The following is a 20,536-nucleotide window of genomic DNA, read 5'->3' on the forward strand; positions in this document are numbered from 1 at the left end:
CTTGGGGCTATAATCCTTTAAGCGATAGAAAGAGTTGTACGAGGATTGGGAGACGTGTGACGTCGGCTAGGAATCCTGCCTTGAACATGTTCTTTATGTTTACTTTTCCAGAGCCGTAGATTATCGCCATTGGCGGTGTCGTGGAGGGGATGGCCGAGGAAATAGAACATGCTAGGGCAGTCGTGATTACTGGAGCGACTGGGTTGACTCCTGCGGCTTTTGCGATCTTTGCAATTAGTGGAGCAGCTACTATTGCTGATGCAGTGTTTGATGCTGGGAAAGTAATTAGGAATCCTAGAACTCCGCCGATAATACTAAGTGTGTAGGTGTTGAGCTGTATACTGCTATTTGTTACGATGAGACCTATCCAGCTGGAAAAACCGCTAGAGTCTAGTGCTTTCCCCATGGCCAGGCCGCCTCCAAATAGGAAGACGACGTTCCAGTCTATTCCTTCCGATATCTCTTTGAATGTTAGGAGCGGTCTCCCTTGCACTTTTATTAGCCCGAGGAGGAGAATCGCTAGGACGGCTGGTACAGCTTCAGGGAGCAGGCTCGAGGCAGTCTTGGCTAGTGTTTGCAGGTTTGGGTCTAGGTTTGCGGCTATGTTGAGGAGCCCGGGTATAAGCCACAAGAAGAGAGCAAAGAGGAAGACTCCTAGAACTATTTTTTCGCGGATAGACATTGGGGGCAACTTTGCCCTTTCTTGGACTACTATTTCCTGCAGTTTTTCGAGCGAGTGTTCCTTTTTAACTCCTAGAACCGCGAAGACTATTATCCATACGATGAGTAGACCGATTACTGCCTGGACTGTCCCCACGATGAACCAGTCGAAAAAGGTGAGGGTTAGCCCTGGGACATTTGACTCGATCACTTGTTTCGCTATTAGGTTTGGCGGTGTGCTTATCAGGAAGAGCATGGCCCCAGCTGTGGCCGCTTCTCCTAAGAGAAGCAGAGTGGCTTCTGAGTACCTGTCGGAGGCTCTTGTAAGCGCCAGGAAAGAGAGGACTATTGGATATACTACGGAAGTTGAAGCAGTAATTGAGCCAGTCATTGTTAGAAAGAATACGGGCAAGCCTGCGACAAAGAGCGCGGCAATCATTGGGTTTTGGCCCTTGTAAAGGTTTGCGATCCATAGTGCTATTCTCCTGTCTAGCCCTGAGACCTGGAAAGCCTTGGCCAGGACAAAGCCACCCATAAAGACCCATATAATAGGGTCAGTGAAGCTCTTTAGGGAGTCCCCCCACGAGACAAAGCCCAGAAAGCTGAAGAGTGCTGCCGCGAGGAGACCCGTCAAGCCGAGAGGTGCAACCTCGAATATCCACCACGTTGCCACCCAGATTAGTCCCCCGAGGGCGACTTGTGGAGCATTTGTAAATGGTGCTTTGACTTGCTGGGAGGCTTGTGTAACAAATGGTAGAGGCGGCAAAACAGCTAGGAGGAAAAACAAGATAGGCCCAATTATAGCTTGCACTATTTTTTTATTCATTAATAGGAGAACAATAAAACAAAGATTAATTTGTTTCGCATTACTAGAACAATCTCTTCAACCATGTGCCTAACGATTTATCTTTCGTTTCTTCGCACAATCCCTTTGAGAATTTGTTTTTAATTCAGATTAGTAATGTTTTAATAACTCATAGGTCTATTTTTAGCGGACATTATGAAGCTTTGGGACGCCGAGAGGAGGCTCTTTGACTTATTATCGGCCTCTGTCCAGCGATTTATTCCCCTACAGATCTGGAGGCTGAACGGTAGAGAGGTTTTCTTGCCGATACACATACAGGCAGAACCGGACAGAATCTACCTCTTAGAGACGAGGGCAAGGGTTCCTCCAACCGATTACAAGTGGTTTTTCAAAGTTGTCCTGGGTGGGAATGCAACCCTAGAGGTAGATGACAAGCTTTATGGAGGCATAGATGACGCCCACACCTATTTTCCCATGGAGCCTGGAACGAGGAACATTAGGATGAGGGTCTCGATTCGGAGGATGTTCGGCTACCATGACTGGAGCCTCTGCCTTAGGAGAGCCTTTCTGGTAGAGGTTTATCCAAGGGCGTTCTACCTCTCCTTGAACCTATTATCACTTTTGGATTATGTAAGGAGTTTGCCTTCTGGAGACCAGCTACGCATGAAGCTAGAGGAGACCTTATTCAATGCCTTAAGGGACATATCTGTCACGCCCAGCATCCAACAGTTGACTGCTGCTCTAAGCCTTCTCTATGAGACGGTGGAGGGGGTTCCTAGGGGGGATATACCACGTAAATATGGTGACTATTCGTGGCTTTCTGGAGTATATGGCGCCGGCGTCTTGGCTGGAAAACTCAGGGACATTAGCGCAGTAGATATAAACGAGCTACGAGAGGCCATTGACAGGATAGAGGAAAGAATACTGCCGGTGCTTGACTCTCTATCCAAGGAGAACACTCTCAGCGGAGAGATTCTAGCCCTCGGACACAGCCATATAGATGCGGCGTGGCTCTGGCCATTTAGGGAGACCCGTGAAAAAGTCGCGAGGACTTTTTCAAACATGATTCAGCTTTTGAAAAACTACAATGAGGCAGTCTATGCACAGAGCTCTGCGCTTTACTATGAGTGGATAGAGGAAGACTACCCAGACGTATTTGAAGAGATAAAGAGGCTTGTCAAGGAGGGCAAATGGATACCTGTGGGTGGCATGTGGATAGAGAGCGACACGCAACTTGTGGGAGGTGAAAGCCTTGCGAGACAGTTTCTCTATGGGCAGAGACATTTCTATTCTAGGTTTGGCAGGACTTGCAGTATAGGATGGATACCTGACAGCTTTGGCTTTGCTTTTTCTCTTCCCCAGCTCCTGTTGAAAAGCGGCTTAAAGGTCTTCGTTACGCATAAGCCTCTCTGGAACGATACGAATACTTTTCCCTACCACTCCTTCCTCTGGAAAGGTGTAGACGGGTCAACTATTCCTGTACAGATACTTCTAAACAGCTATAACGAGATGCTTACACCTAACAGCATAAGGGACTACTGGACAAAGTACAAGGAGAAGGACTCGGCACCATTCATACCCTATGCTTACGGCTACGGTGACGGCGGGGGAGGCCCTACCATCGAGATGCTTGAACGGTTCCCATTCTTGTCAAAGGTCCCAGGACTTCCAAGGATAAAGCCCTTCTCTGAGAAGGATTACCTTGAGAAGATCGAGAAAGTGCGAGACGGGTTGCCCGTGTGGAACAATGAGCTCTATGTAGAGTATCACAGGGGCACGTATACAACGAATCTCCCGGTAAAGGAGCTGATGTGGAGAGCCGAAAAGAACCTATACATTGCAGAATTGGTCGCAACTGCTTCGTATCTCAAGACCCGTGAAGACTATGCTAGAAGGCTTGAAAGAATCTGGAAAACTGTGCTCCTCAACCAGTTCCACGACGTCTTGCCAGGGTCATCCATAATGGAGGTATACGACGAAGCAACCAGGGAGCTTACGAGGGCGATCCAAGAACTGGCCGATATCACGAAGGAGGGGCTACAATCCTTAACTAATGGTGGCTCCGGCAATGTGGGCTTCTTTAACCCTCTGCCATGGGGGCGGAAAGCAATCGTTTCCGTGCCGAGGCACCTGCAACCCAAAGGTGCTCGTTGCCAGGACAACGGAAAGGAGTTGCTGGTAGAGGTCGAGTTGCCTCCTGCCGGGTATAGGAGCATGGAGATAGGCGAGTCTAAGTGTGAACCGAGGGGCTCAATCATCGTTGAAGAAAAAGATGACGGGGTACTTGTCAACAACGGGGTCCTCGAGCTTTTTGTTGCTAGCAACGGAGAAATCAAGTATCTAAAGCTCGTGCCAAGCGGCAGGGAAATATTATCCTATCCTTCGAACTCCCTCAGGATACACGTGGACAAGCCTGGGGTGTTTGATGCGTGGGAACTTACAGATGACTTTCTGACGCAGTGGGAAGACACAGTCACAGTCTCAAAGCCAAGAATCGTCTCGAATGGACCCCTACAGGCATGTATCGAGTATGAGAAGAGCTATAAGAAGTCGAGGATCAAGCAAACAATATGCGTCTACGATTCGAGCCCAGTAGTCGAGGTCAAGACGAGGCTGGAGTGGTACGACAAGGGCTACCTGCTCAAGGCCTGGTTCAAGCCGTCATTTAAGCCTTTAAGGGCAGTCTTCGAGACGCCATACGGCGTAGTGGAGAGAAGCCCCTCGTGGAAGACGAGCTGGGACAAGGCTAAATTCGAGTCTCCGGCTCTCCGATGGGTCGACATATCCAATGGAGAAGTTGGATTTGCAGTTATCTCTCCGAGCAGGCACGGCTACTCTGTAAGCGAGGAAGCTGTCAGCCTTAGCCTCATAAAGTCGCCTCTCTTCCCCAACCCGTGGAGTGACTTGGGCGAGTTCGAGTTCACCTACTATATCTACCCCCATCTAGGCGGCTACGAGGAGGCAAGGGTTCCCTTCGTGTCCAGCGAGGTTCTCTACGACCCAGTAATATTTGATACCGGGTCCCCTGCAGGCATGGCTGAAAGCTTCATCGAGATTGAGCCCCCAGAGGTCCTATTGGGAGCATTCAAGAAGTCAGAAGACGGAGACGGTGTTGTCATTAGGCTTTATAACCCTCAAAGCAGGAATGTGAAGACAAGGGTAAAGCTCAACGCTGTCTTTAGGGAAGCCGTAGAGGTAGACATTCCGGAGCTTAACTCGCTGGGCAAAATTGAGACAAGGGATGGCGAGATTCTTGTGGAGATGGCTCCATACGAGGTAAAAACAATAAAGCTTTTGAAGTGAAAAGGATTCTTTTTATACCAGTCTTCTCCCGAAACCCTTGGGGCTTGCACTGTTGTCGTAGACCTCTTCTACGTGTATAATGTATACTGGTCTATCGCTTCTAGCCTGGGGAGGCGTATAGTGGAAAGAGTCGTGGACAAGGGTGACAAATTCGTGTAGCTGGTCGTCTAGGTGTATAGAGGCGTGGCCCTTGATTTCATAGCTAAGTGCTGGGGGTTGATAGTAGACAAGGCTTACGCGGGGGTTCTTCTGGATCAGGCTCCAGGTATGCTTAGAAGAGTGGGGGCTTTGCTTTGCCAGCTCGATTGTAGCAAGAACTTCGAAGTCGATTTCTCGGTCGGCTCTCTCTTTTTCGAGGTATATATGCTCCAGGAGGAGCTTAACCCCTCTTAGGAGGTGTTCTTCTTCTATTTTGTCGTAGCCGACTCCACTGTTATATTTCTCGTCTGACTCCTTGATGTGTTCCCTGAAGACCTTTATTTTTTCACTAAGGTAGTCCTTGCTTGCAACGTAGCCTGAGCCCACCACCTTCCCATTTACCTCGATTCGGCCGTCGACCTCTGCCGCCGTTACGAGGACAGGTGTATGCCTCATGAATTCTAAAGCCATTTCGCGGGTCATGCCTCCCGACAAGAGCTTTTCGAGAAGCCTCTTACGGCCATAGTAGTTCCACTCTAGGAACTGTTCTGGAAGCCTAGCCATACAGAAAAGGAATTCGCCATGTATTTATTGTTTAGCTAGCAGATAGAAAGCCACGCCTGTTAAACCAATACCCGCTAGAAAAACTATGACAGCTATCCTCCAGTCCAAAGAGTCGAGGAAAAGGATGCCTGCGGCAGAAACGGAAAGCATTAGACCGCCGTACAGGGAGCGAACAGCGCTAGCAGGATACCTTGTCACGCCGCGTTTTCTCCTTGTAAGGAAAGCTGTCAAGACGAGCCACGACCCAGTAACAAGCAGGAATACAAAGATGGAGTAAGAAGCGGGGTAAAAGAATGTTGAGGCAATAGCTATGATGAGCGCCGCGACCACTACGAGAAAGTTTACTATGGGGCTGGTTATCTCCATTTGCCTCGAAACTGTATTGTTGAATCTGCCTAATATCTTCTTCGCTGTCCAACGGTTTAGCCAGTGGAATTAGGCTTCCTCAAATATACCATTACAGAATTGAAGACCGGGCCGCCTCCTATCTTCTGGGTTGTCGTCGGGACAAGAGTGTTCTGGGGCCTACCGTTCAAGTCTATAAGCTGCCTAGGAGACCACAGGACACCTCTGGGGACTTTGTCGACTACTTGTGCTTTGACTCTTACCTCCCCGTTTTCGTTGTAGAGCACAACTTCTTCTCCGTCCCTTATCCCAAGTTCCATGGCGTCCTCTGGATTTATCTGGACAATTGCTGGTATGGGCCCGTAGACATCGCGGAACTGTGTATGGGTATATTTCGGGGTAGCAGAGTTGAGGAGAACGAAACCCTTGCCTGTCAGGTATTCCATCTCTGGCAAGGGGCTATAGCCTAGTTTAATGGCAGTTGTTGAGTATAGCTCTATCTTCCCGCTGGGCGTCTGGTACGCGTCTAGTGGACGCGTCTTGAGCCTCAGAACTTTCCCGCTCAATAGGTCTTCGAATGTGCCTTCTATGGCCCCCTCTAGTGCCTCCCTTAATACCTGGATTGGATCCATGCAGACCCATTCTGGGGCTCCAAGCCTCTTCGCTAGCTCGCATGTGAGCCACGTCTCGTCTCTGCTTTCGCCCTGCGGCTCAATGGCCCTTTGCGAGAAAGCGACATAGTTGTGTCCATAGGGCAGGACTACGTCTGACTTCTCGAGGTAGGTTGTGGCAGGCAGAGCGATGTCTGCATACATGGAAGTCTCGTTCCAATGCGTGTCGAACTGGACGACAAACACGTCTCCCCTCGCTAATCCTCTGCGGAGCTTCTCTTGTCCTGGAAGGGTCAAGGCAGGGTTCATGTTGTAGACAAAGATGAACTTGAACTCGCCCCTCTCGATGTGCTCGGCCAGAGCCACCTGGCTAACGATTCGCTTTGGCTTCGAGATTTCTTCCCCTGTGACCTTTGCAATGTTGGCTAGCCATCTCCTGCTGTTTGTATAGTAGAAGCCCCTATGGATGCCTAGCAGAGCAGGTATGAGAGAGATAGCCCTAACGGCCTGCGCCCCGTTTAGGCTCTTCTGGATACCGAGACCAATAAAGGTGACGCTTGGCTTTTTCTCGGAGTATAGCTCTGCAAGCCTCCTAATGGAAGAAACATCGACGCCTGTGACTTCGGAGACCCGGCTAGGTGGCCACTTTGACACCTCATTTTTTAGCTCCTTGAAGCCAATGGTGTACTTTTCTACAAAGTCTTTATCGTAGAGCTCCTCAGAAATCAGGATATTCATTACTCCGTAGGCTAGGGCCACGTCTGTGCCGGGCCTGGGATTAATGGAGAAATCGCTCCGTTCCACTGTCTCAGATTTTCTTGGGTCTATTGCTATTATCAGTGCGCCCTTGTTTCTTTCCCTCAGGGCCAGGGCCCAGAAATGCGGAGAGCTTACGGCGGCGTTGAATCCCCAGAATACGAATAGCTTTGAGCCCTTCATCTCTTCGGGCAACCTGCCGTAGCTTAAGCCGTAGTGGAGCGAAAGCGCGGCGTGCCCGCTCTTGCTACATATACTATAATCCGTCATCGTTGCCTGTAGCCAGTTCCACAGCCTCTGGGGATAGTACCAGGCCAGGAGACCCATGTTACCCGCATACTCCACGTGGAGCAATGCTTCGGGGCCATAGTCCCTTATAGTCTCCGTGATTTTCTCGGCCACGATATTAAGGGCCTCGCTCCAGCCTATCCTTTTGAACCCTAGACTGGGTTTTCCCTTGTTCCTCAAGTGTGGGTAAAGGATCCTCTCTTTGGAAAAAGCCCTTTTAAGGTCAGCAACGCCTCTTGCACAGAGAAAACCACTGGTGAACTCGTTTGACGGATCCGGCAAAACCTGAGTCAAGCCAGCCTTCTCTACAACTTGCAGGTGACAGGTGTCGTAGCAGTCCCTTGGGCAAACAGTTCTAACAAGTGGCACAGGAAAATAAAATCGAAAAACAAATATTTTTTATACTAGTGGCTCGTATTTTTCTTTTCTGTATTCTAGCTGGCAGTATGGGTCTCCCCTGGCTATGCATTTTGTTTCTGCTGGCTTTATGTGGTATACGTCTGTCTTCCAGTAGCCAGAGAGGACTCCCGCTATTAGGCCTCTGAGCATAGAATTTTCTGCGCCCTCTATCCCCTTGAGGCTCATGCACTCTATGTTGTCGTATACCCTGAAGACTGCCTTGTCTTCTGTTAGCTCTACGACTTTTAGCACACCCCAGCCAAGTAGCCTCGCCCTGGCCTCTAGTAGCTTTATGAAGTCTTCGCGGGTCCTGACTAGCTTTGCGTACAGCTCGTCGTACATCTTCCGGCCGGCCTCGAAAAAGGCCCTATACATGAGGCCGGCGAAGCCTGGGCCGATGCCGCCCCAGCCGAAAACCATAATCTCTCTCATATAGATCTCTGAGAGTACTAGCGCCCTGTCGCCGTGCAGCATCTGTGGGTGGCTCCAGGCGTCTACGCCTACACCCGGGATTATTGGCTTTGCGTATTCTACCCTTGAAACATAGCGGATGCGTCTAAGCTTTTGGGCTATTCTTTCTGCCTGCTTCTCGTCCCTCAGGTCTGCAGAGACAATTATCCTAACTTCGCCCTCGACGCCACTAGGCGGAACACTAGCCTTAAACAAGAGTATCGACGCGTTCTCCTCTCGGAAAACCCTCGCAACCTCCTCTATTATGCCTACAGCCCTAACAGCCTCCCGCGACAAAACAACATCAAAGAAAAAAGGATTACCACCCTCAATAACTACGAGGCGACCCATATAATATGGTTCAAAATTCTCAGTGCCCATACAACACATAGTGTGAAGAACAATATTATATTTTTATCGCTCCCCGGTATTGGTTGTAAAACGTAAAGTTGAAAACTGAAACTGGTTATAGGATTTTTGTGCGAGAAGAAAAAATATTTTAGCTTTAGGTGAACTTTGGCTTGATGAAGGCTGCGGTATTTATTGATGTTGACTGGACTCTGACGGACTTTAACCGCAAGATTGGTAGCAGGGTTGTTGGTGTGCTAGAGAGGCTGGTCGAGAAGGGTTTTCTCGTATCATTTGCAAGCGCTACTGCCTTTCCAATAGTCTACGGCTTGGCTAGGTATCTTCCAAGCTCAGGTGTAGTCGTTGCCGAGAACGGTGGAGTAGTAGGCTTCGAAAATGCCTTGCATGTTTTGGGCAATATTGACAAGGAGAGGGTTATCCGCGTGGCAATGGAGGAGCTTGGGTGTTGCCTGGAGGACAGCTGGCAGAACATGTATCGGCATGTCGACGTAGCCTTTGTTGTAAAGAGGGGCGTAGACCCGAGTGTTGCTGTGTCGAGGGCAAGAAGTGTTTTCGGGGGGCTGGGTTACGAGGTGATGTATAGTGGGGTTGCTTTGCATGTGCATCCACCAGGTATAAACAAGGGGTTCGGCGTTAGAAAGGTTTTGGAACTCCTGGGCAAATCCCCCGAGAGGATAATAGCTATAGGGGACAGCGAGGTAGACCTAGGAATGTTTGAAGTGGCCGACTTTTCTGCTTGCCCCTCCCATGCACCAGAAGAGGTAAAGAAGAGAGCCGACTACGTGGCAAGCAAGCCTTATAGCGAAGGCTTCATAGAGATAGCCGAGAAATTCCTGTTATCCTAGCTTTTCGAGTAAAGGTGGCATGCCACAATATGATCCCTTCCTAAAGTTATAATTTCAGGTTCTTTTTCCCTGCAAGCAGGCATGGCGAAGGGACACCTTGGATGAAGCCTGCAACCACCAGGCGGGTTTACTGGGCTCGGAATCTCTCCCCTTAGTTTTGTCTTCCTAGCCAGGGGGAAGCCATTCAGTGAGGGGGCGGCCGAGATTAAGGCTTGAGTATACGGGTGTAGAGGATTACTGAAAATCTCTGAGGTAGGCGCCATTTCCACGATTTTGCCAAGGTACATTACTGCTACCTGGTCTGAGATGGCCCATGCAGAGGAGAGGTCGTGTGTAATATATAGAATAGACAGGTGAAGCCTGTCTCTTAGCTGTTGTAACAAGTTTAGGATCTGGGCTCTAGCGGAGACGTCTATGTTTGAGATTGGCTCGTCTGCTATTAGGAGCTCTGGTTCTAGGACTAGTGCCCTTGCAATGGCTACTCTCTGCTTCTGTCCACCGCTCAACTGGTGTGGATACCTGTTGTAGAAGTCTTCTGGCGGGGATAAACCTACATCCTTTAGGACTTTCATTGTCTTTTCTACTCTCTCCTCTTTTGTTCCTATTTTGTTAACGTCTAGGGGATATTTGACTTGATCCCCTATCTTTATTCTCGGGTTTAGGCTTACGGCTGGATCCTGGAAAATCATCTGTACTTTTCTTCTGTATACCTTGAATTCCTCCCTCTTCAGGCTAAAGATATCTCGGCCCCTGAAATAGACGTGGCCATCTGTGGGTTCGACGAGGCCGACGACGGTTCTGGCTATAGTTGTTTTTCCCGACCCGCTTTCGCCTACAAGGGCCATTATTGCTCCTTCAGGCATATTGAAAGACACATTGTCAACTGCCTTGAGGAATCTCTGTCTCCTTGCCACTATGTCTTCGATTGTTCTTTTCAGCGGGAAATATACCTTTAGGTTATCTACCCTAAGGATTTCATGCATAGTGGCATGCGACATATCTGTCACCTATGTTTCTGAGAACTGGGATTTCCCTCACGCATAGGTCTGTAGCGAGGGGGCATCTTGGGTGAAAACGGCATCCAGAGGGTGGCTTCCTCATGTCGGGAGGCTCCCCCGGTATAGGCTGAAGAGCTTTGGAGCCGCCTATTCTCGGCACAGCCGAGAGCAGTGCTTTTGTGTAGGGATGCAGTGGTTTCTCTATGACCTCTCTTGCCTTACCAACTTCAACTAGTTTCCCTGCATACATTATAGCTATGCGGTCTGCCAGCTGGGCAACGAGGCCCATGTTATGTGTGATAAACATTATGGAAGTCTTGTATTCCTTCTTTATTTCTTTGAGGAGCTCTACTATCTGTGCCTCTACGAGTGCGTCAAGCGCAGTTGTTATCTCGTCAGCTATAAGGAGCTTTGGATTTAGGGCTAGACCAAGAGCAATCGCTACTCTTTGTCTTTGTCCCCCACTTAGCTGGTGGGGATAGTCGTGTAATTTCTCTGGTGGCACCCCCATTTTTTCTAGAAGCTGGGACGCCATTTTCTCTATTTCCTCTTTTTCGTAGGTGTAGCCATGCTCTGCAAATAATTCAATGAAGTGATCCACTATTTTTCTTACAGGGTTGAGGGAAGAGTACGGATCCTGGAAAACAATGGATACCTCTTTTCCACGCATCTCTCTCAGTGCTTCATCATCAAGCTTTAGGATATCTCTGCCGTCGAAGAATATTTTCCCCTGTTCTATCTGTGAGTATCGGGGCAGGAGTCTCATGATTGCCAGCCCCAGTGTACTCTTTCCCGAGCCGCTTTCGCCAACGACTCCCAAGACTTCTCCTTGCTCGACATCGAGCGAAACGCCGCTGAGTGCTTCAACTTTCCCTCGCCTCGTGTTGTAGCTAACTTTTAAGTTTCTAATCTCTAGCAGGGTCACGCCTCCCACCTCTTAGGATTCAGAACCTCGTTTAGCCCCTCGCCTAGTAGGAGGAATCCCAGCACAGTGATGACTATTGCTAGTCCCGGGAAGATTCCTATCCACCAGTACCCAGCCAAGAAAAATTGTCTGCCCTTGTTTAGGTCGAAGCCCCAGTCTGGTGTAGGTGGCTCTATGCCTAGCCCGAGGAAGGACAGGCCTGCCTCTGTTATAATTGCGTCTGCAAAAGTTATGGGGAGAAGAGAAGCTATTGACGGGAAGGTATTTGGCAGTATCTGGCGAAGAGCTATGCTAAGCGGGCTGGCCCCAGCAATCTTGGATGCCTCTATAAATGGCATTCCTTTTAGAGAGAACACGTTGCCCCTCACCATGCGGAAATACGAGGGTATATAGGCTACGGCAATTGCGAGGGACATGTTGACTAGCCCAGTCCCCAGGAAGGCTGCAAGTGCTATTGCAACAATCAGGCCGGGTAGAGAGTAGAGGCTGTCCATTACTAGGGAAAGTGTCCTGTCGAAAAGACCGCCGATATATCCAGATATTAAACCAAGAAAGACTCCTATGACTGTTGATACGATCGTGCTTAGAAAGGCCACTGCCAACACAAATCTGGCACCAGCCAATAATCTGCTGAAGACGTCTCTCCCAAGCTGGTCGGTTCCCAAAATGAATGTTACAGTTCTCCCGTCTATATGAAGTCTTGAGAGAGGAGGCAGTAGCGGCGGAACCTCTACAGATCTGCCATCAATAATTATGTAACTCGAGATTGTGTTTCCTGGAGCAATTAGGTCTCCAATTAGAGCCAACATTAGAACGATCAATGTTAGAATCCCACCAGCCAATAAGCACCATTCGCCAAAAGTCTTCGGCTTCCGCATTAGTAACGCACCCTTGGATCTACAAAAGCATAGAGTACATCGACTAGGAGGCTAACAATAGCGACGAGGACGGCATATATCGTGACTGCTCCTTGGACAATCGCGTAGTCACGTTTTAAGATACCCTCGTATACAAGTAGACCTATGCCATCCCAGTTGAAAGTCGTTTCTGTAAGGACAGCTCCACCAAGTAGGGCCGCGACTTGGAGCCCGGCCATTGTGAGGATGGGTATTAAAGCGTTTCTTAGCCCATAGTTCTTGACGATTGTCCATTCCCTTATGCCTCTCCCCCTAGCTGCTTGTGTATAGTCTTGTGACATGGCGTCTTCCACCGACAGATAAGTTACGCGTGAAAACACTCCTGAAAGGTATATTCCAAGGGTCAAAGATGGAAGACTCAAATGGAGAAGATAGTCGAAAAGTATATCGGGTCTACCTGAAAACAAGGCATCAATAAAGACGAAGCCTGTTTTCACAGGAAGATTATCCGCAAGAACCATGTTTACTGGGCTAAGCCTTCCAGTAGTGGGCAGGCCTAGAGGCCTCGCGAAGTATGCTTGTAGCATTAGCCCTATGTAGAATACTGGGATAGAGTATACAATAGAGGAATATATCCTCGCGAAATAGGGAACTTTTCCGTATTGGTACCTTGCCGATAGGAGCCCTATAACTATTCCAATGGCTCCAGCAATTATCGTAGAGGATATTGCAAGTTCGATTGTTGCCGGGAGCCGTGTCATGATTAAATAGGAGACAGGTATCCTTTCGAGAGCAGTATAACCGAGGTCAAGCTTTACAAATATGGAATAAAGATAATTGAGGTATTGAACATAGAGTGGCTTGTCTAGGCCTAGTTCAGCTCTTCTCCTCGCGAGGACATCTTCGGGGATATTCTTGCCCTCAAGCATAGTGATGGGGTCTCCAGGGAGGACTCGAAGAAGTATAAACACAAAGGTTAGCAGTATGAATAACATCAGGGGGGTGAGGATCAACCTTGAAATAACGTATTCTTTTAGGCCCATCTAAAAACACCAGAAAAAGAGAAATATTTTATCCGGTTTCCGCGTATATAAGATAGTATCTGAATATCTGAGAGTAGTCTAGGACTATGCCTTTGACATTGGGCTGGGCAACCGCGAACTGTCCCTCCTGCCAGAGTGGAATAATCGGCGCGTCGTCTGCGACTATGTCTTGTATCTGTGCAAGCGTCTGGATTCTCTGGTCAGTCGGCTGTAAGACCTGTTTGTCTATGAGGTCGTCTACCGTCGGGTTCTTGTAGTTGACGTGTAGCCATCCATTAGCTCCAGAGTGGTAGAATGGCCTCACGTAGTTGTCTGGGTCTAGGAAGTCTGGGAACCAGCCGAGGAGCCACATGGCGATCTTTTCTTGCTTGAAGAGTGACCTATATGTTGCCCAGTCTGCACTCTTTAGATCCACCTTTATCATACCGCTCGCCTCGAGGTTTTGCTTAATGATGGCTGCTATGTCTGGCTCTGCTGGCGTATACCTGACTGGCGTGTACCATAGCTCTATCTTGAGCGGGTTTGACTCGCTGTATCCTGCCTGCTTCAAGAGTTGTTTAGCCGCCTCTACGTTTGGTCTTTCTCCATATTTTTCCTTGAAGCTGTCCTTGTGTCCAAGGAATCCTATTGGTACCATGCTGTAGAGGGGCTGGGCAAACTTGCCCATATAAACGGTGTTAACGATCTGGTTTCTGTCGATTAGGTAAGCGATGGCTTGCCGAACAATTTTGTTGTTGAATGGTTCCTTGTTTACGTTGAACACGAGGTACCTGATTGGCGCGATTCCGGGACCGCTTACGACTTGTAGTGTTCCCTTGGACATTATGTCTTTTATGTCTGCTGGTGACAGTGTTCTAAATGCAACATCTACTTCTCCGTTTTCTACTGCCAACCTGAGGGACTGTGCGTCCTTGTAGAACCGTATAATTATCCTTTGTGTCTTGGGCTTTTCGCCATAATAGTTGGGGTTCGCAACAAGCTCGATGTACTCGCCGGGCTTCCAGCTTGCAAGCTTGTAGGGCCCAATCATGTCTACTGTGTTTGGAGGCTTGACTACATCCATTGGAGTCGTCTTCGGGTTAACAGGGAAAGCTACCCAGGTTGCAAGGAGGGATTTTACATATGTTTCCTCGAAGGGCTGCTTCAAGTAGACCCTAACAGTATCGTCTGAAACGGCTTCCGCTTTCTCGATAAGGTCCCCAATCAAGAAGGCGGGGTCCTGGTTTAACTTGATAGTCCTCTCCCATGACCAGACAACTGCCTGAGCTGTCAGTGGCGTCCCGTCTTGGAACTTTGCGTCTGTCCTTATCTTGATGTCCCAAACCTTCCTGTCAGCACTAATGGTGTAGCTTACCGCCAACTTGTTAACTATCTTTGCGGTGCCTGGCTCGTAGCCGAAAAGCCCTTCACCCATGTTCTGAATAATGTTCACGCCTAGATAGTCGTAGGCTTCGCATGGGTCAAGAGTTGTTTGGACACTGTCAGTAGTGCCAATGACAATGGTGTCCTTATATTTCGGCTGTTTTGGACCGAGCAGGAAAAATGCGGCTACGGCTAGGACGATGAGTGCAGCTGCTACGCCGGCTAGCATAATTGTTCGATTAGACTTGGGTTTCGACATGTCCTGTGGTTGTTACTCTTTACTTATATAAGATCTCTTGGAAAAAATATGTAAAAAATTCATTGATACTAAGTTAAACATTGAACAAGGTAATGTTGGAAAAAGAAAAATTGATAAGCATTTCTAGTAAAAAATATAAATGATTTACTTAAACTTGATACTTTTTTTTTCTACCGAGAAAAATTCTTTATGATACAAGAACTAATTCGTCAGCTCGTCGCGAGGTAGTCATCTTTCCTTTGCTACTGGGACGGCGTCATCATTCAGATAATCAAAAAGGATAGTAGTATTTATTTTTGGTGCTATACTTATTCTGCCGGCTCCACGTGAATCGTGATGTCTATGTTTTCTCCTAGTTTCTCCTTTGCCTTTTTCTCGATTTCGTCACATATTTTGTGTGCTTCTTCTACTGAGAGTTCTTTGGGAACGACGAGGTGGAGGTCTGCATATATCTTTCTCCCGGATTTACGGGAACGTAAGGCGTGGTACTGGATCTCTTGTCGGCTGTTCTTTATGGCTTCTTCTATTATTTGTGACAGCTCTATGTCTGGGGAAGTGTCTACTATTTGTTCCCTTAGGTCTTTCAGTGTCTCTAAAACAAAGTAAGTAACTATTACTAGGATCACTATTGCTGCAAAGAGGTCGTAGAGGCTTGAAAGATACGAGCCTAGGGTTACACCAGCGAGGGTTGTAGCTCCTTCTGCCACGTCTAGGGATATGTGTCTGGACTCAGTTGAGGCTAGGAGGCTTTCGCTTGAGAATCTTTTAAGTAGGGTGGAGACTGTCAGGTTGAGCACGAGCGAGAACAAGGCAAACACTATGCTTACTGGGTCTATTTTTTCCGGCATACCTTCGAGTAGCCGATGTATAGCCAGGAACCCGATCGCCGAGAAGGTTAGCACCATGAGTAGTAGTATGAGGAGAGAGCCGAAAACCTCGAACTTTTCGTGGCCATATGGGTGCCTCTGGTCTGGTGGTTTTTGGGATTTCTTGTAGAAATAGTAGGCTATGCTACTGCTAAATACGTTTAGTGAAGAGTCTGCGCCGTCTGCTAGAAGCGCAAGGCTACCGGAGAGGATTCCACCCAGCATCTTTGCAATAAATACTGCTAGGTTTCCAAGTATGGATAGTAAGAGCACCCTGGTAGGGGATGTTTCACTCTGCATGAATAGTCAATGTCTAGGAGGCTTTCGCTGGTTTAAAGGTTGTGTACTAGAAATTCATATAATTTGGTTCTGCTGGACAGCGCGCGCTATGAAGATAAGCCTCTTTCTCACAGTTTCCAAGCTGGCCCCTTCCCTCAAATATTTCCTCGATATTTCTGCTAGGACCAATGGAAGGCTTATACCCTCCTTTATCCAATAGCTTTTTTACTTGTGCTCCTCTACTTGTGCCTATAAAGTATTCTATCCAGATACTACTATAAGCGATCCTCCATTCTATCCCCAGGTGTGTAGGGCTTTATCTTTCCCTTGTCTACGCCAAACATCTCGGGCTCCACTCCAAGTTCCTTGAGAACTAGATCACGAACTACTTCGTCAAATGTCTTTGCCTTTTTTATTTCCTTTATCATCTGCAACATTCTGTAAGTTTCTTTTTTTAATTGTATAGTTTTCACACCAAATTTTATAAGTAACAGAAATTAAAGTTTAGCACGACATTCTTTGTTCTTTGAAAATTTCACTTCAAAAATCTGTGCGTACACGGATACTGTGCTTGATCGTGAGAAAAAGTTTCATGCTGTAGAGAGTATAAATGAGGTGACCTATAAGAGCAATAAACGGGAAGACCAGCTATGTATCCAAAAACATGATTATTCAATGCTTGTCTCATATAGTTGTTTGATTTGTTCGGTGTTTTGAGGCGTTTTTAGCCTTGTTATCGAGAAGACAGCTGCTGAAAGATTAATGATGCCCAGGACCTTAAATGCATAGCCTATGGACTCAGCTAAGAGTCCTCTGCTTACCTCTGCGTCTCCAGTCATTGTTTCGGCGCCGATTAGTAGCTGTGTTACCAAGCTGTAGGGTATTTTCGAGGCTATGAGGAGGACAGAGATATTGAGGCTTATCGTCATTCCCACGTTGAAGATTACGCTACGTATCGCTGATGCTATTCCCCTCCTATTTGGCGGCACAGAAGCCATTATTGAGCTTGTGTTTGGCGACATGAAGAGACCGTTTCCCATTGCCAGAATCATGGAGTAGAATAACACCACGTTTAATGGTGTTTCTTTTGTTATGCCTGCCAGAAGGAACTGTGCGAAGCTTCCTACAATAAGCCCAGCTAGGGCGAATCTAGTGTAGCCGTATTTGTCTGAGAGCCTTCCACTAATAAGACCGAAGACGAGGAATGACAGCTCGAATGGTAAAAGGTGTATCCCGGCTGTGAGGGGGTCCATGCCCAAAACGATTTCCAGGTAGAGAGTTAGTAGCAACATTACTGCTCCGAAAGCAACAGCGTTGAGTAGTTGTGCGATTATACCGCCTGTAAAGCTCCAAATCTTGAAGAGTGACAAGTCTAGGAGGGGATACCTTGACTTAAGCTCCACGACTACAAAGCCTAGGAATGAAAGCAGAGATATAACTGCTAGAAGCTCTGTTAGACTCTTATAGGCGAGTCCATAAGCATAGATCGTCAAGGCAAGAAGGAGGGACAGCAAGGAAAGGGTTATTAGAGAGAAACCAAGCCAGTCTATTATCGGCTTCTCGCTTGGCTTATATACTTCTTTTAGCCTCTTGAGCGTTAAATAGAAGCCAACCAAGCCTACGGGGACATTTACGTAGAAGATGCTTCTCCACCCGAAGAAGTAAATAAGAAGCCCGCTGGCCGTTAGGCCTAGAATTGAGCCTATCCGGAAAGCTAATGCGTTTATGCTTAAGGCGAAGGCTAGAGGCCCACCTGCAGCAACGTCTGTTATTATGGCGGCGCTGAGGGTTGTCAGGATCCCTGAGCCTATGCCCTGGAAAAACCTTGAAAGAATTAGATGTGTGGGGGTGAGGGATAGCCCCGAGAGGGCTGAGCCAATCGTGAATAATACGAACCCATAGGCGTATAGTTTTACCCTCCCATATAGGTCTGCGAGTTTCCCCGCTAGCAATAGCATTAATGTGCTTCCAAGCATGTATGCCTGTGTGAACCATAGACCCTGCTCTAGGTCGGCCTTTAGAGATGATATTATTACGTCGAGTCCGACAACTACTATTCTGGCGTCTAGGCCAGCCATGAAGGCGCCTAGAGTTGTTATCGATAGAGCACTCCATAGATATTTCTTGTATTGAGGATCCACGAAGACTTTGGGAGAACATAAAAGCTAATAAAGTTTACCTAATAATCAAAATTATCGAGGTGCTTGCTAATGGTTACAGACCTGGCTAATTTTTTCATAAAAGGGTTTCTTGTCTCGATACAGCTCTATGCCGTTCTTAACCCCTTAAGTGTTATACCTACCTTTGCAAGTCTCACAGAGGCCTGGAGCCAAGACCAGAAGAGACACGCTGTGAGGAAGGCTTCGCTAATCGTCTTATTGCTGATGACTATTTTCTGTTTCCTGGGAGATCCACTGCTTAAACTGCTAAATGTTAGCATAGCTTCCCTCAGGTTTGGTGGAGGAATCCTGCTCATGGTTATAGCAGTTGATATGCTCTCGGGAATGAGCAGGACAAAGAGCCTAGAAAGCATGGACGAGGCACTCATTGTCCCGATAGCTACACCCCTCCTCGTCGGTCCAGGAACAATTACCACCCTGATAGTCCTCAGCGTATCGGAGGGCTTTGCAACGACGATGCTGGGAGTAGTAATCGCCACTGTGCTAGTTTTCGTGACGCTTAGCTCGGGAGAGTTGCTCCTAGAAAAGGCCGGGAAAAACTTTGTTAGAAGCTTGGGTAGATTCATGGCTATAATTATAGCTGGGATAAGCGGCGAAATGATACATAAGGCTCTTTTAGAGTGGGGTATAGCGTCCAAATGAGCCAAGTAGCGGCTAGCACGTCATAAATATGAGATAGATTTTTATTTGGGAAGGTTAATTATTTTAATAGTAGCAAATGTGAATAAGGGTATTTCACCAATTATAGCTACCTTGCTATTAATTTTTATTGCCACAGTAGCTGTCGTGCTAATCTGGTTCTGGCTCCCAAGTCTGCGTACAGAAAGTAGAGGTAGTGTAAGTGTACTCTTAAAGATAGAGGCAGTATCAGTTTCATCTAACAGATTGACACTATATATAAGGAATATCGGCAACGAGGAGATAAAGATAGACAAAGTATCTCTAGATGACCCTGCAACGGGATTATCCAAATATATAGTTGACGTGGGTCCTTTGACCCTGAAGCCAGGCCAGCTAGAGACGGTAAATGTGTCCCTGCCCACAGGGATCCAGGCTGGGAAATACGCTTTACGCGTCTTATCCACTAGCGGCATATCCATAGCAACTTATGTATTAGACATATCCTCGGTATCTCAGCAACCGCTACAGTTTCCTCTTTTTTCAATCGTTTCATACAATTCTACCATTCTCGGTGCTCCTTCCTCTAGCGAGAGGCTTGTTGTTGGCCTTGTTAATGATGGTGGTGCTAGTGGTGTGGCTGTTGTAAGGGTCTTGGATTCTAGTGGTAATGTTGCTAGTTCGGCGTCGGTTAGTCTTTCTCCTGGGCAGAGGACAGATGTATCTCTGAGTGTTGTTTTGCCACCTGCTTCTGGCAACTACCAGTGGAGAATAGTAGCTATAAACAGTGCCACTGGGAACCAAGACGACGAGAAAACGGTTCAGGTTAGTGTCGTCACGTATCTACCGGTTTTCAGTATCGTGTCTTATAATAGTAGTATTGCTGGACCAGTGGGGTCTAAGCAGAGGCTTGTTGTAACAGTGCAGAATACTGGGAATGCCCGCGGGAGCGCCGTCCTAACAGTGATCGACCAATACGGCAACACTGTGAACAGCAGGACCCTATCAATACCAGCCGGCCAGACAGCCACAGCAACACTCACAGTAACTCTGCCTGCAAGCACTGGTACCTACACGTGGAAGATACAGGCACTAAACCTGAATACTACGCGGGTGGACGACGAGAAAACGTTCATGGTCTCAGTTTATGGTGAGCTTATCAAGAATGGGGACTTCTCCCAGGGCAGTGCATACTGGACTCTTCAAAGCCCGTGGAGGATAGACACAAGCCTACAGCTAGCCCGCATAAACCTCACTAACCCACGGGATATAAGTGCAAGCATCAGCCAAACCTTCACCGTGTCCAGCACGACAACACTCACCCAGCTACAACTCTACTACTACATGGATGCACACCCACCGGGACAAGCTAACTCACTGCAACTCGTCGTATCCATTGAGAGCGGCTCCACAATTCTCTGGAGCCAAACTATAAGCTGGCAGAAACGTAACGAGCCAAGTGAAGACACCTTCACCGCCCAGCTATCTATAAGACTAGCTCCAGGAACGTACACACTAAGAATTAAGGCTCTACTCAATGCAGGGGGTAATCTGAACCAGGTAGACATCAGGGTTGACAATGTCAGCTTACTGTATGCGCCGTAGCTCCCAGCCCC

The 20,536-nt window shown here is 47.8% G+C and carries 17 protein-coding genes; 4 read left to right on the forward strand and 13 right to left on the reverse strand.

The features are described from left to right. Nucleotides 1-7 precede the first annotated feature (7 nt). Nucleotides 8-1,486 carry a DASS family sodium-coupled anion symporter gene (locus tag QXT17_RS03270; RefSeq protein WP_020963171.1) on the reverse strand — a complete coding sequence of 493 codons (1,479 nt, stop codon included), beginning with the start codon at nt 1,484-1,486 and terminating at the stop codon, nt 8-10. A gap of 174 nt (nt 1,487-1,660) precedes the next feature. Between QXT17_RS03270 and QXT17_RS03275 the strand changes: the two genes are divergently transcribed. Further along, entirely contained in the window at nt 1,661-4,768 is a 3,108-nt protein-coding gene (locus tag QXT17_RS03275; RefSeq protein ID WP_020963170.1) for a glycoside hydrolase family 38 C-terminal domain-containing protein, read from the forward strand. Between the two features lie 12 nt (nt 4,769-4,780). On the opposite strand, the gene QXT17_RS03280 is transcribed toward QXT17_RS03275, so the two are convergent. The 4 genes from QXT17_RS03280 to QXT17_RS03295 are packed head-to-tail and all read right to left on the reverse strand — an operon-like array spanning nt 4,781 to nt 8,700. Next, nucleotides 4,781-5,470: a hypothetical protein gene (locus QXT17_RS03280; protein ID WP_342783853.1), complete on the reverse strand. Its 690-nt coding sequence runs from the start codon at nt 5,468-5,470 to the stop codon at nt 4,781-4,783. A gap of 24 nt (nt 5,471-5,494) precedes the next feature. Further along, the gene (locus QXT17_RS03285; protein ID WP_052886670.1) at nt 5,495-5,836 is read right to left on the reverse strand and encodes a hypothetical protein; all 342 of its coding nucleotides are present in this window, start codon (nt 5,834-5,836) and stop codon (nt 5,495-5,497) included. Between the two features lie 56 nt (nt 5,837-5,892). Continuing rightward, nucleotides 5,893-7,839 carry a molybdopterin-dependent oxidoreductase gene (locus tag QXT17_RS03290; RefSeq protein ID WP_020963167.1) on the reverse strand — a complete coding sequence of 649 codons (1,947 nt, stop codon included), beginning with the start codon at nt 7,837-7,839 and terminating at the stop codon, nt 5,893-5,895. A gap of 30 nt (nt 7,840-7,869) precedes the next feature. Continuing rightward, nucleotides 7,870-8,700 (reverse strand): hypothetical protein, encoded by an 831-nt coding sequence (locus QXT17_RS03295; protein WP_342783188.1) that lies wholly within the window; start codon nt 8,698-8,700, stop codon nt 7,870-7,872. 143 nt (nt 8,701-8,843) lie between these two features. On the opposite strand from QXT17_RS03295, the gene QXT17_RS03300 reads away from it, so the two are divergent. Beyond that, nucleotides 8,844-9,533, forward strand: coding sequence for a phosphoglycolate phosphatase (locus QXT17_RS03300; protein WP_148684576.1), 690 nt, complete (start codon nt 8,844-8,846; stop codon nt 9,531-9,533). Here the strand turns inward: QXT17_RS03300 and QXT17_RS03305 are convergent. From QXT17_RS03305 to QXT17_RS03340, 8 genes are all read right to left on the reverse strand, one after another. After that, entirely contained in the window at nt 9,530-10,531 is a 1,002-nt protein-coding gene (locus QXT17_RS03305; RefSeq protein ID WP_342783187.1) for an ABC transporter ATP-binding protein, read from the reverse strand. The genes QXT17_RS03300 and QXT17_RS03305 overlap by 4 nt on opposite strands. Further along, nucleotides 10,509-11,456, reverse strand: coding sequence for an ABC transporter ATP-binding protein (locus QXT17_RS03310; protein ID WP_342783186.1), 948 nt, complete (start codon nt 11,454-11,456; stop codon nt 10,509-10,511). The genes QXT17_RS03305 and QXT17_RS03310 overlap by 23 nt, the downstream gene beginning before the upstream one ends. Continuing rightward, the gene (locus QXT17_RS03315) at nt 11,453-12,334 is read right to left on the reverse strand and encodes an ABC transporter permease (protein ID WP_342784327.1); all 882 of its coding nucleotides are present in this window, start codon (nt 12,332-12,334) and stop codon (nt 11,453-11,455) included. Before QXT17_RS03315 ends, QXT17_RS03310 begins: the two co-directional genes overlap by 4 nt. After that, entirely contained in the window at nt 12,334-13,356 is a 1,023-nt protein-coding gene (locus QXT17_RS03320; RefSeq protein ID WP_020963161.1) for an ABC transporter permease, read from the reverse strand. Before QXT17_RS03320 ends, QXT17_RS03315 begins: the two co-directional genes overlap by 1 nt. A 28-nt stretch (nt 13,357-13,384) precedes the next feature. Beyond that, nucleotides 13,385-14,977 (reverse strand): ABC transporter substrate-binding protein, encoded by a 1,593-nt coding sequence (locus QXT17_RS03325; protein ID WP_052886666.1) that lies wholly within the window; start codon nt 14,975-14,977, stop codon nt 13,385-13,387. Nucleotides 14,978-15,285: 308 nt separating this feature from the next. Next, nucleotides 15,286-16,143, reverse strand: a complete 858-nt coding sequence (locus QXT17_RS03330) for a cation diffusion facilitator family transporter (protein WP_020963159.1) — start codon at nt 16,141-16,143, stop codon at nt 15,286-15,288. A gap of 254 nt (nt 16,144-16,397) precedes the next feature. Continuing rightward, a complete protein-coding gene (locus QXT17_RS03335; RefSeq protein WP_020963157.1) occupies nt 16,398-16,595 on the reverse strand; it encodes a hypothetical protein in 198 nt (65 codons plus the stop codon). Between the two features lie 195 nt (nt 16,596-16,790). Further along, nucleotides 16,791-18,263, reverse strand: coding sequence for an MFS transporter (locus tag QXT17_RS03340; protein WP_020963156.1), 1,473 nt, complete (start codon nt 18,261-18,263; stop codon nt 16,791-16,793). A 69-nt stretch (nt 18,264-18,332) separates the two neighbouring features. Between QXT17_RS03340 and QXT17_RS03345 the strand changes: the two genes are divergently transcribed. Together QXT17_RS03345 and QXT17_RS03350 are read left to right on the forward strand one after the other, a co-directional pair. Further along, nucleotides 18,333-18,944 (forward strand): MarC family protein, encoded by a 612-nt coding sequence (locus tag QXT17_RS03345; RefSeq protein ID WP_020963155.1) that lies wholly within the window; start codon nt 18,333-18,335, stop codon nt 18,942-18,944. Between the two features lie 78 nt (nt 18,945-19,022). After that, entirely contained in the window at nt 19,023-20,525 is a 1,503-nt protein-coding gene (locus tag QXT17_RS03350) for an archaellin/type IV pilin N-terminal domain-containing protein (protein WP_020963154.1), read from the forward strand. The last annotated feature ends 11 nt before the right edge of the window (nt 20,526-20,536 follow it).

The sequence above is a fragment of the Thermofilum sp. genome, from assembly GCF_038871435.1.
Taxonomy (GTDB): Archaea; Thermoproteota; Thermoprotei; order Thermofilales; family Thermofilaceae; genus Thermofilum; species Thermofilum adornatum.